The sequence below is a fragment of the Micromonospora sp. NPDC048169 genome, assembly GCF_040652815.1.
In the GTDB taxonomy this organism is placed as follows: domain Bacteria; phylum Actinomycetota; class Actinomycetes; order Mycobacteriales; family Micromonosporaceae; genus Micromonospora.
Genome location: NZ_JBEZMS010000001.1, coordinates 286310 through 301718 on the forward strand (window position 1 = coordinate 286310; position 15409 = coordinate 301718).

Annotated in this window: 15 protein-coding genes and 1 tRNA gene; 11 read left to right on the top strand and 5 right to left on the bottom strand. The window is 70.5% G+C overall.

Translation table 11 applies throughout. From position 1 onward, the window contains the following. Positions 1–47 precede the first annotated feature (47 nt). A tRNA-Leu gene (locus AB0D28_RS01255) sits at positions 48–130 on the bottom strand. 81 nt (positions 131–211) lie between these two features. On the opposite strand from AB0D28_RS01255, the gene AB0D28_RS01260 reads away from it, so the two are divergent. The 11 genes from AB0D28_RS01260 to polA all read left to right on the top strand — a co-directional run bounded on the left by AB0D28_RS01260 (position 212) and on the right by polA (position 12722). Further along, the gene (locus tag AB0D28_RS01260; RefSeq protein WP_013287522.1) at positions 212–832 is read left to right on the top strand and encodes a response regulator; all 621 of its coding nucleotides are present in this window, start codon (positions 212–214) and stop codon (positions 830–832) included. 37 nt (positions 833–869) lie between these two features. Next, on the top strand, positions 870–2081 hold the full coding sequence (locus AB0D28_RS01265) for a hypothetical protein (RefSeq protein WP_357380933.1): 1212 nt from the start codon (positions 870–872) through the stop codon (positions 2079–2081). Positions 2082–2338: 257 nt separating this feature from the next. Next, a complete protein-coding gene (locus tag AB0D28_RS01270) occupies positions 2339–3499 on the top strand; it encodes a branched-chain amino acid ABC transporter substrate-binding protein (RefSeq protein ID WP_357380935.1) in 1161 nt (386 codons plus the stop codon). A 105-nt stretch (positions 3500–3604) separates the two neighbouring features. Further along, a complete protein-coding gene (locus tag AB0D28_RS01275) occupies positions 3605–4555 on the top strand; it encodes a branched-chain amino acid ABC transporter permease (RefSeq protein WP_135241219.1) in 951 nt (316 codons plus the stop codon). After that, positions 4552–5691: a branched-chain amino acid ABC transporter permease gene (locus AB0D28_RS01280; protein WP_357380938.1), complete on the top strand. Its 1140-nt coding sequence runs from the start codon at positions 4552–4554 to the stop codon at positions 5689–5691. The genes AB0D28_RS01275 and AB0D28_RS01280 overlap by 4 nt, the downstream gene beginning before the upstream one ends. A gap of 55 nt (positions 5692–5746) precedes the next feature. Then, entirely contained in the window at positions 5747–6529 is a 783-nt protein-coding gene (locus tag AB0D28_RS01285; protein ID WP_357381176.1) for an ABC transporter ATP-binding protein, read from the top strand. Next, positions 6519–7229 (top strand): ABC transporter ATP-binding protein, encoded by a 711-nt coding sequence (locus AB0D28_RS01290; protein WP_262014660.1) that lies wholly within the window; start codon positions 6519–6521, stop codon positions 7227–7229. The genes AB0D28_RS01285 and AB0D28_RS01290 overlap by 11 nt, the downstream gene beginning before the upstream one ends. Before the next feature lie 32 nt (positions 7230–7261). Continuing rightward, on the top strand, positions 7262–8173 hold the full coding sequence (locus tag AB0D28_RS01295) for an ABC transporter substrate-binding protein (protein ID WP_357380940.1): 912 nt from the start codon (positions 7262–7264) through the stop codon (positions 8171–8173). A 2-nt stretch (positions 8174–8175) separates the two neighbouring features. After that, positions 8176–9150, top strand: a complete 975-nt coding sequence (locus AB0D28_RS01300) for an amino acid ABC transporter permease (RefSeq protein WP_357380942.1) — start codon at positions 8176–8178, stop codon at positions 9148–9150. Continuing rightward, positions 9147–9950: an amino acid ABC transporter ATP-binding protein gene (locus AB0D28_RS01305; protein WP_357380944.1), complete on the top strand. Its 804-nt coding sequence runs from the start codon at positions 9147–9149 to the stop codon at positions 9948–9950. Before AB0D28_RS01300 ends, AB0D28_RS01305 begins: the two co-directional genes overlap by 4 nt. A gap of 72 nt (positions 9951–10022) precedes the next feature. Further along, the gene (polA, locus tag AB0D28_RS01310; protein WP_357380946.1) at positions 10023–12722 is read left to right on the top strand and encodes a DNA polymerase I; all 2700 of its coding nucleotides are present in this window, start codon (positions 10023–10025) and stop codon (positions 12720–12722) included. Positions 12723–13180: 458 nt separating this feature from the next. On the opposite strand, the gene AB0D28_RS01315 is transcribed toward polA, so the two are convergent. The 4 genes from AB0D28_RS01315 to AB0D28_RS01330 are packed head-to-tail and all read right to left on the bottom strand — an operon-like array spanning position 13181 to position 15237. Further along, positions 13181–13528, bottom strand: a complete 348-nt coding sequence (locus tag AB0D28_RS01315; protein WP_073830920.1) for a DUF3140 domain-containing protein — start codon at positions 13526–13528, stop codon at positions 13181–13183. Further along, positions 13515–13733, bottom strand: coding sequence for a DUF2945 domain-containing protein (locus AB0D28_RS01320; RefSeq protein ID WP_135241212.1), 219 nt, complete (start codon positions 13731–13733; stop codon positions 13515–13517). The genes AB0D28_RS01315 and AB0D28_RS01320 overlap by 14 nt, the downstream gene beginning before the upstream one ends. Positions 13734–13774: 41 nt before the next feature. After that, positions 13775–14377, bottom strand: coding sequence for a Uma2 family endonuclease (locus tag AB0D28_RS01325; RefSeq protein ID WP_357380949.1), 603 nt, complete (start codon positions 14375–14377; stop codon positions 13775–13777). A 56-nt stretch (positions 14378–14433) separates the two neighbouring features. Then, a complete protein-coding gene (locus AB0D28_RS01330; protein WP_357380951.1) occupies positions 14434–15237 on the bottom strand; it encodes a methyltransferase domain-containing protein in 804 nt (267 codons plus the stop codon). Positions 15238–15409: the final 172 nt, after the last annotated feature.

Here is a 15409-nt window from a genome sequence, read left to right on the forward strand (position 1 = left end):
TTCGGGAGGATGCACGGCAACATCCTCGAACACCTGTATGACAAGAGTGCCGGGAGCGGGATTCGAACCCGCAAGCCCTTTCGGGCAGAAGTGTTTGAGACTTCCGTGTATGCCGTTCCACCATCCCGGCGGGGTGCGGTAACTGTACCCGACTAGGCTCATGCGGGAGCATGGGTGGTGACCGTGCCGGGATCGATGGTGGGAGTGGCTCGTGGGCGAGATGCAGGCGGACGCCGAGCGCAAGCGCGTTCTGATCGCCGAGGACGAGGCGCTCATCCGGCTGGACCTGGCCGAGATGCTCGTCGAAGAGGGCTACGAGGTGGTCGGCGAGGCCGGCGACGGCGAGACCGCCGTCAAGCTCGCCGAGGAACTCAAGCCCGACCTGGTCATCCTCGACATCAAGATGCCGATCATGGACGGGCTGGCCGCCGCCGAGCGGATCGCCGGCGCGCGCATCGCCCCGGTCATCATCCTGACCGCGTTCAGCCAGCGTGACCTGGTGGAGCGGGCACGGGCGGCGGGCGCGATGGCGTACCTGGTCAAGCCGTTCCAGAAGAGCGACCTGGTGCCGGCGGTGGAGATCGCGCTGTCCCGCTACTCGGAGATCGCCGCCCTGGAGTCGGAGGTCGCCGGCCTCACCGACCGGCTGGAGATCCGCAAGACCGTCGAGCGCGCCAAGGGCGCGCTGATGACCACGTACGGCATGACCGAGCCGCAGGCGTTCAAGTGGATCCAGCGCACCGCGATGGACCACCGGATGACCATGAAGGAGGTCGCCGAGCGGATCCTCGCCGAGACCGCCGGCGGCGAGGTGGAGCAGCCCGCCTCCTGACCTCCCCGGAAGGCGTCCGATCGATAGGATCGGATCCATGCTTTCCGCGCGCGTCCGGCCGGTCCTCGTCGCCGCCGCGCTGCTCCTGGCGGCCTGCCACGCCACCCCGCGTCCGCTGCCCGGGCCCGAGCCCGTGCGCCCGCTGTGGCAGCCGGTCGAGCTGGTCCTTCCCGCCGGTGGCGTGGGCCGTCCGGTGCCGCGCGACGTCGCGCGGTGCGCCGGCCGGTGGTACGTCGTGGGCGGGCTGGTCGATCCGGCGGGGGAGACCCGGCCGGCGGCGTGGTCCTCACCGGACGGCGTGACCTGGTCGCCGATTTCGGTGCGCGGGCAGACGTTCTACGGCCGGCAGCATGTGCTCTACGCGGTGGCGTGCCGCGCCGACGGGATGGCGGCCCTGGGCGCGAAGACCGGTGGCGTGCACGGCAATCCGCGTACCGGAACGTGGGTGTGGCGCCCGGGCGGGCCGTTGCGGGAGGTGCCGGCGGCGTTCGAGTTGTTCGGCGGCCCGCGCGCGGTGAGCGCGTCGCGGCTGGCGGCGGGGTCGGCCGGTTGGCTGGTCGCCGGTGCCCGCGCGGACGGTGCGGCCGTGTGGACGTCGCCGGACGCCGAGGGGTTCGCCCTGCGTGCGGGGGTCGCGGAGCTCGCCGGTGACGGCCGGGGCCGGACGGCGGCGTACGACGTGACAGCGGTGGGGCCGGGTTGGCTGGTGGTGGGGTCGTTGCTACCGCCCGGCGGGGCGGCCCGGACGCCGCTGGTGTGGTCCTCGGTGGACGGCCGGGTGTGGCGGCGGGTGCTCCTGCCGGTGCCGGCGGGGGCGGCCGGGGCGGCGGAGCGGGTGGCGTCGGCCAACGGCGGGCCGGTGGTCCTCGGCCCGGTGGGGGACCGCTTCGCGGTGTGGCGGGCGTGCGACGACTGTGGTTCGCGCTCCGCCGGGCCGGCGGGTGTGGGGCTGGGGTGGCGGCGGGTCGGCGGGTTCGGCGCGCCGGGCCCGGGGGTTTCGTCGGTGGACGCGCTCGCGGCGTCGGCCGGCCGGCTGGTCGCGGTGACCGGTGACGGGGCCGAGCGACGGCTCTGGATGTCGCGTGACGGGGGCGCGTCGTGGCTTCCGGTGATCACGCCGGTGCCGGTGCCGGACGGGGGCGACGCCGCGCTGGCGGTGGCCGTCCGCGACGACGGGCTGCTCGTGGTCGCCGACGACGGGAAATCATCCCGTGCCTGGTGGGGGGCGTTGCCAGCCGTCGATCGGTAGCGGGTGAAGTGATGTTGGCCCGTTACCAAGGAATAGTCGGTAAAAGCCTTGCCGCGCCTACGGTTCTTACGGCGATCGGCTTGAATCCGCCACCGCGTGTAACGGTTCGGTCAACCCCGCTTTCCAGGTCTTACGCCACCGCCCACGGTGGGATAACGTCCCGGCCCAGACCGGCGACGACGGTCTTGGTTCGTCCACCCCGCAAGGGCCAATCAGCGGCGGGTGGTTCGGATCATGGACGGAGGAGGGTTCGGGCCTTGAGGCAGAAGCTCGCACGCGTGATCGGCGGGGTCGCCATGCTGGCGCTCGTCGCCGGCGGTACCGCTTGTTCCAGCGGCAGCGACGATGAGGGTTCCGGGGGCAGCGCCTGCGGGAGCAAGATCGCTTTCTTCGGCGCGCTGACCGGTAGCTCGGCCGCGCTGGGCATCAATGAGAAGAACGGCGTCAAGGTGGCCGTCGACAAGTACAACAAGGAGAACCCGGACTGCAAGGTCGAGCTGGCCGAGCTCGACTCGCAGGGCAGCCCGGACCAGGCGCCGGGTCTGGCCCAGAAGGCGATCGACGACCCCAAGATCCTCGGCGTCGTGGGCCCGGCCTACTCGGGCGAGTCCGAGGCCGCGGGCCCGCTGTTCAACGAGGCCGGCCTGGTCACCATCACCCCCTCCGCGACCCGTCCGAGCCTCGCCGAGCAGGGCTGGAAGACGTTCTTCCGCGCGGTCGGCAACGACCTGAGCCAGGGTCCCGGCGCCGGCAACTACATCAAGAACGTGATCAAGGCCGACCGGGTCTACGTCATCGACGACCAGTCCGCGTACGGCGCCGGCCTGGCCGACGAGGTCAAGAAGGTTCTCGGCTCCTCGGTCGTGGGCAGCGACAAGGTCCAGGGCGAGGGCAAGCAGACCGAGTTCTCCGGCGTGGTCACCAAGGTCAAGGCCGCCAACGTCAAGGCGATCTTCTACGGCGGCTACTACCAGGAGGCCGGCCTGATCCGCAAGCAGCTCACCGCTGCCGGCGTCACCGCCCCGCTGGTCGCCGGTGACGGCGTGAACGACGGCGCCTACATCACCTCCGCCGGTGCCGCCGCAGCCGAGGGCACCATCCTCACCTGCCCCTGCGCTCCGTCCACCGAGGCGCGTGGCACCTTCATCGCCGACTACAAGGCGCTCAACGGCACCGACCCGGGCACCTACAGCGACACCGCCTACGACGCGGCGAGCATCCTGCTGGCGGGCATCAAGGCCGGCAAGACCACCCGTCCCGGCCTGCTGGAGTTCGTGAAGGGCTACAGCGGCGAGGGCGTTGCCGCCAGCTACAAGTTCGTCGAGGGTGGCGAGCTCGACCCGGCGCAGGTCAAGGTCTGGGCGTTCAAGGTGCAGGGCGGCAAGGTCGTCCCGGACCAGGAGATCCCCAAGTCCTGATCGTTCGATCGCTGGACTGGCGATTGAGTAGTGATCGCGGGTGCGGCCGGGAGCTGGCTCCCGGCCGCACCCTCTTTTTCTCTTGAGCGACGGAGCGTCCCTCCCTTGGACTTCGACGGACTGTTCTCCAACTTCGGGGAACTCACCACGACCGGCTTGACGCAGGGCGCCATCTACGCCCTGGTCGCGCTCGGCTACACGCTTGTGTACGGCGTGCTAAGGCTCATCAACTTCGCCCACTCCGAGGTCTTCATCGCCGGTGCGTTCGCCGCGATCTGGACCTGGAACGGCTTCGGACTCGACCAGAACTCCCAGGTCAGCGGCATCGGCTCGATCCTGTTCTACCTGCTGGTGGCGATGATCGTGGCGGCCATCGCCTCGGCGGGCACCGCGACGGTGATCGAACGGGTGGCGTACCGGCCACTGCGTAAGCGCAACGCGCCGCCGCTGGCGTTCCTCATCACCGCCATCGGCGCCTCGATCGCCATCTCCGAGGCGTTCGGCGTCTACACCCGGCGCCGTCCGGAGGGCGCACCCATCCTGGTCAGCTCGGAGCCGCTGTTCCACGTCGCCGGGGTGCCGATCGACGCGGTGCAGCTGCTCACGATCGGTTCCGCGCTGGTGATGATGTTCGCGCTGGACCAGTTCATCAACCGCAGCCGTACCGGCCGCGGCATCCGGGCGGTGGCCCAGGACGCCAACACGGCGGCGCTGATGGGCGTCAACAAGGACCGCATCATCCTGATGGTCTTCATCGCCGGTGGCACCATGGCCGGCGTCGCGGGCCTGCTCTACGACGTGCGGATCCAGACGCTCACCTACAGCGTCGGCTTCCTGCTGGGCCTCAAGGCGTTCACCGCGGCGGTGCTCGGCGGTATCGGCAACCTGCGCGGCGCGCTCGTCGGCGGGTTGCTGCTCGGCGTCGTGGAGAACTACGCCGCGGGCCTGTTCGGCAGTCAGTGGAAGGACTTCGCCGCGTTCGCGGTGCTCGTCGTGCTGCTGATGTTCCGGCCGACCGGTCTGCTCGGCGAATCACTGGGGAGGGCACGCGCATGACGACCACCATCGACCCGCCGGAGCGGCGGGAGACGGCGGCGGACAAGCTGCGGCAGGGCCGGCACGCGATCTCGGAGCGCTGGCACCACGCGCCCCGCTGGGTGCGCTGGGTGCTGCTCGCGGCGGTGATCGCGTTCTTCTACGCGCTGCCGAACAAGGAGTTCTACCAGTACCTCGGGCCGATCCCGACCCCGGGAGCGAACTTCACCCAGGTGATGTTCACGGTCTCGATCTACGTGCTGCTGGCGGTCGGGCTCAACATCGTGGTCGGCTTCGCCGGCCTGCTCGACCTGGGCTACTTCGGCTTCTTCGCCGTCGGCGCGTACACGGTCGCGGTGCTGACCTCGCCGAGCAGCGACCTCAAGACGCTGTGGCCGTGGCTGGCGGTGGTGCCGATCGCGATCGGCCTGACCATGGTCTCCGGCGTCATGCTCGGCACGCCGACGCTGCGCCTGCGCGGCGACTACCTGGCGCTGGTGACGCTCGGCTTCGCCGAGATGATCCGGATCGCGGCGGTCAGCTCCGAGTTCCTCAAGGGACAGCGCGGCTTCAACCAGATCCCGCACCCGCCCGGCGAGTACGCCGACGGCCGGCCGTGGTTCGGCGTGCTCGACGCCCGCCCGTACTACTGGCTGGTGCTCACGCTGATCATCCTGGTGGTGATCGGGGTGCGGAACCTGACCCACAGCCGGGTCGGCCGGGCCTGGATCTCGATCCGCGAGGACGAGGACGCGGCCCAGCTCATGGGCGTGCCGACGTTCAAGTTCAAGCTGTGGGCGTTCGCCTCCGGCGCGGCCATCGCCGGCCTGGCCGGCGCGCTGTTCGCCGGTAAGCAGAACTTCGTCAACTCGCAGAACTTCGAGCTGCTCAACTCGATCATCATCCTGGCCGCTGTCATCTTCGGCGGCTCGGGCAACATCGTCGGCGCGATCGTCGGCGGTGGCCTGGTGGCGTACATGATCGAGCGGTTCCGTGGCATCGAGCTGTTCGGCATCGAGCTGTACGAGTACCGGTTCCTCTTCTTCGGCCTGGTGCTCGTGGTGATGATGATCTTCCGGCCGCAGGGCCTGATCCCGAACCGGCGACGAGCGGCGGAGTTCAAGGACCGCCGCAAGGAGGTGATCGTCGGTGAGTGACACCGAGCAGACCCCGGCCGTTCCGGCCCAGGCGGCGGCCCCCGCCGTCGAGACGGTGAGCGAGCGCGAGCCGTTGCTGGAGGTCGACCACGTCACGCTGCGCTTCGGCGGCGTGGTGGCCCTCAACGACGTGGACTTCACCCTCTACAAGGGGGAGATCCTCGGCCTGATCGGCCCGAACGGCGCCGGCAAGACCACCTGCTTCAACGCGATGACCGGCATCTACCAGCCCACCGAGGGGCAGATCCGGTTCCTGGGCCAGAAGATCAGTGGCAAGAAGCGCCACCAGATCACCCGGATGGGCATGGCCCGTACGTTCCAGAACATCCGGCTCTTCCCGGAGATGACCGCGCTGGAGAACGTCCAGGTCGGCGCGGACGCGCACCACAAGACCAGCGTGATCTCCGCCCTGCTGCGCCTGCCGCGGCACTGGAAGGAGGAGCGCGAGGGCCGGGAGAAGGCCGAGCGCCTGCTGGACTTCGTCGGGATCCGCAACCGCAGGCACGAGTTCGCCCGCAACCTGTCCTACGGCGAGCAGCGCCGGCTGGAGATCGCCCGCGCGCTCGCCACCGACCCGAAGCTGCTCTGCCTGGACGAGCCGGCCGCCGGCTTCAACCCGGCGGAGAAGGAGGAGCTGCTCCAGCTCATCCGGCAGATCCGGGACCAGGGCGTGACGGTGCTGCTGATCGAGCACGACATGCGCCTGGTGATGGGCGTGACCGACCGGATCGTGGTCCTGGAGTTCGGAAAGAAGATCGCCGAAGGGCTGCCCGCCGAGGTGCGGGACAACCCGAAGGTGGTCGCGGCGTACCTGGGGGTGCCGGACGATGCTGCTTGAGATCGAGGACGTGAGCCTGCTCTACGGGCGGATCCAGGCGCTGCACGGCATCAGCCTGACCGTGGACGAGGGGGAGATCGTCGCGCTGATCGGCGCGAACGGCGCCGGCAAGTCCACCACCATGCGGGCGATCTCCGGCATCCGGCCGGTCGCCTCCGGCACGATCAAGTTCGCCGGTGAGGACATCACCAAGCTGCGGGCCGACCTGCGGGTGCGGCGCGGCCTGTGCCAGGCGCCCGAGGGCCGGGGCATCTTCCCCGGCATGTCGGTGCTGGAGAACCTGGACATGGGCGCGTACACCCGGCGGGACAAGGCCGGCATCGCGCAGGACCTGGCCCGGGTGCTGGACCTGTTCCCGCGGCTGGCCGAGCGGCGCAAGCAGGCCGGCGGCACGCTCTCCGGCGGCGAGCAGCAGATGCTCGCGGTCGGCCGGGCGCTGATGAGCCGGCCGAAGCTGCTGCTGCTCGACGAGCCGTCGATGGGTCTCGCGCCGATGCTGATCCAGCAGATCTTCACGATCATCACGGAGATCAACCAGCAGGGCACCACGATCCTGCTGGTGGAGCAGAACGCCCAGCAGGCGCTGGCGCGCGCCCACCGGGCGTACGTGCTGGAGACCGGCCGGATCGTCAAGAGCGGTACCGGCGCGGACCTGCTGCACGACCCCTCGGTCAAAGAGGCCTACCTCGGCGTGGCCTGACCGACCGACCCCTCGCTATAAGGAGTACAGCCATGTTCCACCCCAACCCCGGACGGCGGGCGGCGCTCGGCGTCGCCGGTGCGGCCGTCCTGCTGCTCTCCCTCGCCGCGTGCGGCGAGAAGGAGAACTCGGCCGAGCCGGGCGACGGCCCGGCGGTGTCCGCCACGGCCGACTCCAACCTGGCCGCGAAGGTGCCGGACGCCATCAAGGCCGACGGCGTGATCAAGGTCGGCACCGACTCGACGTACGCCCCGGCCGAGTTCCTCGACCAGGACGGTAAGACCGTGGTCGGCTTCGACGTGGAGCTGTTCAACGCGGTGGCGCAGAAGCTCGGCCTCAAGGCCGAGTACGAGTCGGCACCATTCGACGCGATCCTGCCCGGTGTGGGTTCGGGCAAGTACGAGGTCGGCGTCTCGTCGTTCACCATCAACCCCGACCGGCTCAAGAGCGTCAACATGGTGAGCTACTACTCGGCGGGCACCCAGTGGGCGACCAAGAAGGGCAACCCGGCCGGGGTCGACCCGGAGAACGCCTGCGGCAAGAAGATCGCCGTGCAGGTCGGTACCGTGCAGCTCGACGACATCACCGCCCGGTCGAAGAAGTGCACCGACGCCGGCAAGCCGGCCATCAAGATCGACCAGTACCAGGCGCAGAGCGACGCCACCGCCGCCGTGGGCAGCGGCAAGAACGACGCCATGCTGGCCGACTCCCCGGTCGGGGCGTACGCGGTCAAGCAGAGCAACGGCCAGCTCGAGGTGCTCGGCGACATCTACGAGTCGGCGCCGTACGGCTACGCGGTGAACAAGGACCAGCAGGCGTTCGCCGAGGTGCTCAAGGAGGCCGTGCAGGCGGTCATCGCCGACGGCAGCTACAAGGCCGCGCTCGCCAAGTGGGGTGTCGAGGGCGGCGCCATCACCAACGCTGAACTGAACCCGTCGGTCTGACCATGTCGGTCGACACATCCGGACGGGCACGGCCTGAACCGATCAAGGCCGTGCCCGTGCGGCACCCCGGGCGCTGGGTGGGCGTGGCGGTCATCGCCGTGCTGGTCGCGATGTTCGTGCACATGCTGGTCACGAACTCCGCGTTCCAGTGGTCGTTCATGGTGGACGAGATGTTCCGCCCGCCGATCGTCGAAGGCCTGCGCGGCACCATCCTGCTGCTGATCACCTCGATGGCGATCGGCATCGTCCTGGGCGTCGTCATCGCGATCATGCGGCTGTCGCCCAACCCGGTGCTGCGCGGCGTGTCCTGGGTCTACACCTGGTTCTTCCGCGCGGTACCCCGGCTCGTGCTGGCGATCCTCTTCGGCAATCTCGGCATCCTCTGGGCGCGGCTGGAGTTCGGTCTGCCGTTCGACAGGCAGATCGGCGCCCTGTTCGGGCTGCACGACTTCGAGGCCCGGCTGTTCGGGTTCAGCGCGGTCGACATCCTGACCGGTTTCGTCGCCGGCATGCTGGCGCTGGGTCTGTCCGAGGCCGCGTACATGGCCGAGATCGTCCGGGCCGGCATCCAGTCGGTGGACGAGGGGCAGACCGAGGCGGCTCAGGCGCTGGGCATGAGCCGGGCGCAGATCCTGCGGCGGATCGTGCTGCCGCAGGCGATGCGGGTGATCATCCCGCCGACCGGGAACGAGACCATCGCGATGCTGAAGGACACCTCGCTGGTGGCCTTCGTGCCGGTGTCGATGGAGCTGTTCTTCCAGCTCAAGGCCGTCGGTTCCCGGACCTTCCAGCCCTTCCCGATGTACGTCGCCGCGACGTTGTGGTACCTGCTCCTGACCAGCGTCCTGCTGGTCGGGCAGTACTACCTGGAGCGCCACTACTCCAAGGGTGTCGGACGCAGCGGGCGAGCCCGGCAGCGGCTACGGGGTCTGGCCGCCGAGAGCGGCGGCACCACGAGTGGGACGGCGGAATCATGACCGAGGCGACGGTTTCCCCGCAGACGCCGACCGCGGAGTCCGGGCTGATGGTGCGGGCCGAGCAGGTGCACAAGTCGTTCGGGCCGCTGGAGGTGCTCAAGGGCATCGACCTGGAGGTCCGCTCCGGTGAGGTGTGCTGCCTGCTCGGGCCCTCCGGCTCCGGCAAGTCGACGTTCCTGCGCTGCATCAACCACCTGGAGAAGATCGACGCCGGCCGGATCTGGGTGGACGGCGACCTGATCGGCTACCGGGAGCGCGGCGGCAAGCTGTACGAGATGCGGGACAAGGACGTGGCCGCGCAGCGCCGGGCCATCGGCATGGTGTTCCAGCGGTTCAACCTGTTCCCGCACATGACGGTGCTCCAGAACGTCATGGAGGCGCCGGTGCTGCTGCGCCAGGCCAAGAAGGCGGAGGCCCGGGAGCACGCCGCGCAACTGCTGGACCGGGTGGGGCTGGGCGACAAGCTCGGCGCGTACCCCGGTCAGCTCTCCGGCGGCCAGCAGCAGCGGGTGGCGATCGCCCGGGCGCTGGCCATGCGGCCGAAGCTGATGCTGTTCGACGAGCCGACCAGCGCGCTCGACCCGGAGCTGGTGGGCGAGGTGCTGGACACGATGAAGGACCTGGCCCGCGACGGCATGACGATGATCGTGGTGACCCACGAGATCGGCTTCGCCCGGGAGGTGGGCGACCACCTCGTGTTCATGGACGGCGGGGTGGTGGTCGAGCAGGGCGACCCGCGCGAGGTGATCTCGGCGCCGCAGCACGAGCGGACCAAGGCGTTCCTGGCCAAGGTTCTCTGACCTCGGCCTCCGGTGCGGCGCGCGCCGCACCGGAGGCCGGAGTTGTCGGGCGTACGGACTAGAGTCGCAGCCGTGACAGCTACGACGCCGCGCCTGCTCCTCGTCGACGGACATTCCCTGGCATACCGGGCGTTCTTCGCCCTGCCGGTGGAGAACTTCTCCACCACCACGGGGCAGCCGACGAACGCCGTCTACGGCTTCACCTCGATGCTGATCAACGTGCTGCGCGACGAGCAGCCGACGCACATCGTGGTGGCATTCGACGTCTCCCGCCGCTCCTTCCGCACCGAGAAGTACTCCGAGTACAAGGCCGGCCGCAGCGAGACCCCGACCGACTTCAAGGGCCAGGTCAGCCTGGTCAAGGAGGTCCTGGCCGCGCTGCGCGTGCCGGTGGTCGAGAAGGAGGGCTACGAGGCGGACGACGTCATCGCCACGCTCGCCTGCCAGGCCCGCGACCAGGGCATGGACGTGCTGATCTCCACCGGCGACCGGGACGCGTTCCAGCTCGTCGGCGAGCACGTGACCGTGCTCTACCCGCGCAAGGGCGTCTCCGACCTGGCCCGGATGGACCCGGCCGCCATCGAGGCGAAGTACGGCGTCACCCCGGACCGCTACCGCGACCTGGCCGCGCTGGTCGGCGAGACCAGCGACAACCTGCCCGGTGTGCCCGGCGTCGGCCCGAAGACCGCCGCCAAGTGGATCAACCTGTACGGCGGCGTCGAGGGCGTGGTGGCCCGGGCCGACGAGATCAAGGGCAAGGCCGGTGACAGCCTGCGCGAGCGGCTCGCCGACGTGATCCGCAACTACGAGATCAACTGCCTGGTCTCCGACCTGGAGCTGCCGGTCCGCCCCGAGGACGCCCGCTGGCAGGGCTGGGACCGCGAGGCGGTGCACCAGGTCTTCGACACGCTCCAGTTCCGCATCCTGCGCGACCGGCTCTACCAATACCTGGAGGCGGTCGAGCCCGAGGCCGAGGCGGGCTTCGAGCTGGCCGGCGAGGTGCTCACCGAGCCGGGCGCGCTCGCCGGCTGGCTCGACACGCACGCCCCGGCGGACGCGCCGGTCGGCCTGGCGGTCACGCTCGACACCGGTCCCAACCGCCGGCACACCGCCACGGTCACAGCGATGGCGCTGGCCACCGCGGCCGGCGCCGGCGCCTGGTTCGACCCGAGCCGCCTGGACGCCGGTGACGAGGCCGCGCTGGCCGGGTGGCTGGCCGACGCCGAGCGCCCGAAGGTGCTGCACGACAGCAAGCCGGCCGTGCTGGCGTTCGCCGCGCACGGCTGGGAGCTGCGGGGCATCGCCCGCGACACCCAGATCGCCGCCTACCTGGCCCGCCCCGACCAGCGCTCGTACGACCTGACCGACCTGGCGCTGCGCTACCTGCACCGGGAGCTACGCGTCGACGCGCCGGAGACCGGGCAGCTCACCCTCGACGGGCTCGGCGACGAGGGCGTGGCCGAGCAGAACCTCATGCTCCAGGCCCGCGCCACGCTCGACCTGGCCGACGCGATCGACGCCGAGCTGTCCCGCGACGGCGAGCAGTCGGCCCGGCTGATGGCCGGTGTGGAGCTGCCGCTGATGCGGGTGCTCGCCACGATGGAGCGCACCGGCATCGCCGCCGACACCGACTACCTCTCGGAGCTGGAGGCGCACTTCGCCGCCGAGGTGAAGGCCGCCGCCCAGGGCGCGTACGAGGTGGTCGGCCGGGAGTTCAACCTGGGTTCGCCGAAGCAGTTGCAGGAGATCCTCTTCACCGAGCTGGGCCTGCCCAAGACCAAGCGGATCAAGACCGGCTACACCACTGACGCCGACGCGCTCCAGTGGCTGTTCGCGCAGACCGAGCACCCGCTGCTGCATCACCTGCTGCGCCACCGCGACGTCGCGAAGCTCAAGTCGACTGTCGACGGGCTGCTCAAGTCCGTCTCCGACGACGGCCGGATCCACACCACGTTCAACCAGACCGTGGCGGCGACCGGGCGGCTGTCCTCCACCGAGCCGAACCTCCAGAACATCCCGATCCGCACCGAGGAGGGGCGGCGGATCCGCCGCGCGTTCGTCGTCGGCGAGGGCTACGAGTGCCTGCTCACCGCCGACTACAGCCAGATCGAGATGCGGATCATGGCGCACCTGTCCTCGGACGACGCGCTGATCGAGGCGTTCAACTCCGGGCACGACTTCCACGCCGCCACGGCCTCGTCGGTCTTCGCCGTCGAGGTCGGTGACGTCACCGCCGACCAGCGCCGCAAGATCAAGGCGATGAACTACGGCCTGGCGTACGGGCTCAGCGCGTTCGGCCTGTCCCAGCAGCTCGGCATCAGCGCCGAGGAGGCGCGCGGGCTGATGGAGAACTACTTCGCCGGGTTCGGCGGGGTCCGCGACTACCTCCAGGAGGTCGTGGCCCGGGCCCGCCAGGACGGCTACACCTCCACCATCCTGGGCCGCCGCCGCTACCTGCCCGACCTGGTCAGCGACAACCGGCAGCGCCGGGAGATGGCCGAGCGGATGGCGCTCAACGCCCCGATCCAGGGTTCGGCGGCCGACATCATCAAGGTCGCCATGCTGCACGTCGACGGCGCGCTGCGCGACGCCGGTCTGCGCTCCCGGATGCTGTTGCAGGTGCACGACGAGCTGGTCTTCGAGGTCGCGCCGGGCGAGCGCGAGGTGCTGGAGGCGCTGGTGCGCAAGGAGATGGGCGAGGCGTACCCGCTGTCGGTGCCGCTGGAGGTGTCGGTCGGCGAGGGCCACGACTGGAACAGCGCCGACCACTGACCCCGTCCCCCCCCGACGCCGGCCTCCACCCGGCCCGCAGGCCCCGGTGATCAAGGAGTTTGTGTCACGCCCGAGCCCGTTCGGGGACACGAACTCCTTGATCACTGGGGAAGAGACGGCGGCGAGCGCGACCCCGGCCAGCAGCGGCGGCACCGCCTCGCGATACGGCGCGACCGGGTCCGGCCACCTCGGGTCGGGCGCGGGCGGGATCAGGCGGATCAGCACGATCCCGGCCAGCGCCGGGATCCACCGGTGCCACGTCGGTACGGTGCCGTCGTGGTCGGCGCTGTACCTGATGCCGGTGCCGCCGGTCAGCATCAGGAGGAGCGCCGCGACGGCGACGAGCCCGAGGCCCGCCAGGAGGGTCACCCGTCCGGCGCGGGGATGACGGCCGGCGGTCGAGACGTCCGTCGTCATCGCCGGCACGCTACCAACGCGCGGCGAACGGACCGGGCGGCTCAGCTCTTGAGCGGGTCGTGTCCCCAGTTCATCAGCGACCAGCGCCAGCGGGTGTCCCGGACGTCTCCGGACGGCCGCTGGGCCAGGTGGCGGTGGACGTACCCGATGACCTTGCGCATGTGCTTGTAGTCGGCGGCGGTGAGGTCGGCGCGCTTGCGGCGCAGCAGGTCGACGATGCGCCGGCCGGAGTCGTGGCCGACCGACTCACCGCCCTGGGTGCCCTTCTTGTGCCAGCCGACGTGCTTGGACTCCTCGGTCTCCAGCCAGCGGGTCAGCTCGCCCGGCTTCATGTTCACCGCGTCGGTGAACTCCCGGTACGTCTGCTGCGGGTCCTCAGCGCGACTCATGGCGAAGCACCTCCGGCCGATGGGCGACGTCGCGGCCCGAGTCGTCGTTGGTGATCCGGTACTGCGGCTGCGCGGGCGAGGCGTTCACGGTGTGCCCGCGTACGTGGGTGCGCTCGGTCAGCTTCTCCTTGACGACGCCGTACGCCCGGCCGCTGTGGCTGGCCCAGGAGACGTGGTCGCCGGCGCGGAACTCCTTCTCGGCCATGCGGCCCGGTTACCCGTGCCGGACACCGAGTAACGGTGTGGTCAGGGCCGGATCTCCGCGATCGGCAGCTTGATCGCGAAGGGCTCGGACAGCTCGATCACCTCGCTGCTGTCGTCCACCAGCTCGTACTGCCGCTCGCCGCCGGGGCCGATCCGGTCACCGAGGCGGTACGCGTAGAGGTGCACCGGGTCCTGCTCGATCCGCCAGTAGAACGGGATCCGCGCGGCGGCGTACTCGCCCGGCTTGGCGAACCGGTCGACGCGCCGGGTGCCGGGGGAGACGATCTCGACGGCCAGGACGACGTCCGCCGGTCGCAGGAGGGACCTGTCGCTCGGCAGCCCGGCGTGGTGGAGCAGCACGTCCGGACGGCGACTGGAGTCGACGTCCAGACCGATGCTCACCGCCTGGGCCGCGCGCAGATGGGCTGGAACGCGGGATCGCAGCCATATCGCCAGCAGGCTGGCGATGCCTTGGTGGCCGAGAGTGGGGAAGGGCGTCAGGTGGATGATGCCATCGACGAGTTCGACGCTCGGTGCTTCGGGCGGCAGCGTCAGTAGGTCGTCCAGCCTGTAGTCGGTCAGCAGTTGCCGAATGGGGTCAGGGCGCCAGGGAAAGGCTGAGGTGGGGGCCGGGCCGACGCTCATGGGGACAGCGTGCCGCGTGCCACGGGAGGGTCGATCGCACAGCGGGTCCGTTGGCGTCAGCCGGCCGGCTTCTCCGCGACGAAGATCGCGGTGCCGGGGAACAGCCGGCCGCGCAGCGGGCTCCACTGCCCCCAGACCCCCTCGTGCCCGGCCGGCCACTCCGGTTCCACCAGGTCCAGCAGGCGGAAGCCCGCCCCGACCAGTTCCCGGATCCGGTCGCCCAGGGTGCGGTGCTGCTCGACGTACGTGGCCACGCCGTTCTCGTCCTGCTCGACGTACGGGGAACGGTCGAAGTACGAGTGCACGGCGGTCAGCCCGCCCTCGCCCGGGTCGTCCAGGAAGATCCAGCGCATCGGGTGGGTGACCGAGAAGACCCACCGGCCGCCCGGCCGCAGCACCCTCGCCACCTCGCGCATCGCCGCCGCCGAGTCGTCCACGAACGGGATCGCGCCGAACGCGGTGCAGACGGTGTCGAACGCGGCGTCGGCGAACGGCAGCGCGAGCGCGTCGGCCTGCACCAGCGGCACGCGTACCCCGGTGCGCCCGGCGGCCTCGGCGGCGTGCCGCAACATGCCGGCGGACAGGTCGAGTGCGACCGGCCGGGCGCCCTGGGCGGCGAGCCAGCGGGCGGCGGCGGCCGCCCCGGCGCCGAGTTCGAGGACCCGCCGGCCGGTGACGTCGCCGAGCAGCCGGGCGTCGGACTCGCGCAGCCCCTCCGGGCACCAGACGAAGTCGACCTCGCCGAGGAACGCGCCGTGCTCGTCCTGGTACGCGTCGGCGTCGGTGTCCCACCAGCCGCGGTTGGCGCGGCGGATCTCCCCGGCGTCGACCCGTCGGCGGGTCACCCTGTCGTCGTCCACAGGTTCACGCTAGGTCCGGCGGCGCGGACCCGGTGCGGTGGGGTGGCGGCTGGGGCGGATGTGACGGACGAGACAGCGATGGCACCTTACCGAGCAAAATCTCCGCTTTCGCAGGGGATGAGTTCGCACGGACCCGGGAGGGCTTGCACGCTGTGGTAATGCAGCGGGTAGG

Coding starts and splice junctions, on each gene's coding strand:
- AB0D28_RS01305 (WP_357380944.1), top strand. CDS start 9,147: ATGACCGAGGCGACGGTTTCCCCGCAGACGCCGACCGCGGAGTCCGGG.
- AB0D28_RS01265 (WP_357380933.1), top strand. CDS start 870: ATGCTTTCCGCGCGCGTCCGGCCGGTCCTCGTCGCCGCCGCGCTGCTC.
- AB0D28_RS01300 (WP_357380942.1), top strand. CDS start 8,176: ATGTCGGTCGACACATCCGGACGGGCACGGCCTGAACCGATCAAGGCC.
- AB0D28_RS01280 (WP_357380938.1), top strand. CDS start 4,552: ATGACGACCACCATCGACCCGCCGGAGCGGCGGGAGACGGCGGCGGAC.
- AB0D28_RS01290 (WP_262014660.1), top strand. CDS start 6,519: ATGCTGCTTGAGATCGAGGACGTGAGCCTGCTCTACGGGCGGATCCAG.
- AB0D28_RS01315 (WP_073830920.1), bottom strand. CDS start 13,528: ATGAGTCGCGCTGAGGACCCGCAGCAGACGTACCGGGAGTTCACCGAC.
- AB0D28_RS01295 (WP_357380940.1), top strand. CDS start 7,262: ATGTTCCACCCCAACCCCGGACGGCGGGCGGCGCTCGGCGTCGCCGGT.
- AB0D28_RS01320 (WP_135241212.1), bottom strand. CDS start 13,733: ATGGCCGAGAAGGAGTTCCGCGCCGGCGACCACGTCTCCTGGGCCAGC.
- AB0D28_RS01325 (WP_357380949.1), bottom strand. CDS start 14,377: ATGAGCGTCGGCCCGGCCCCCACCTCAGCCTTTCCCTGGCGCCCTGAC.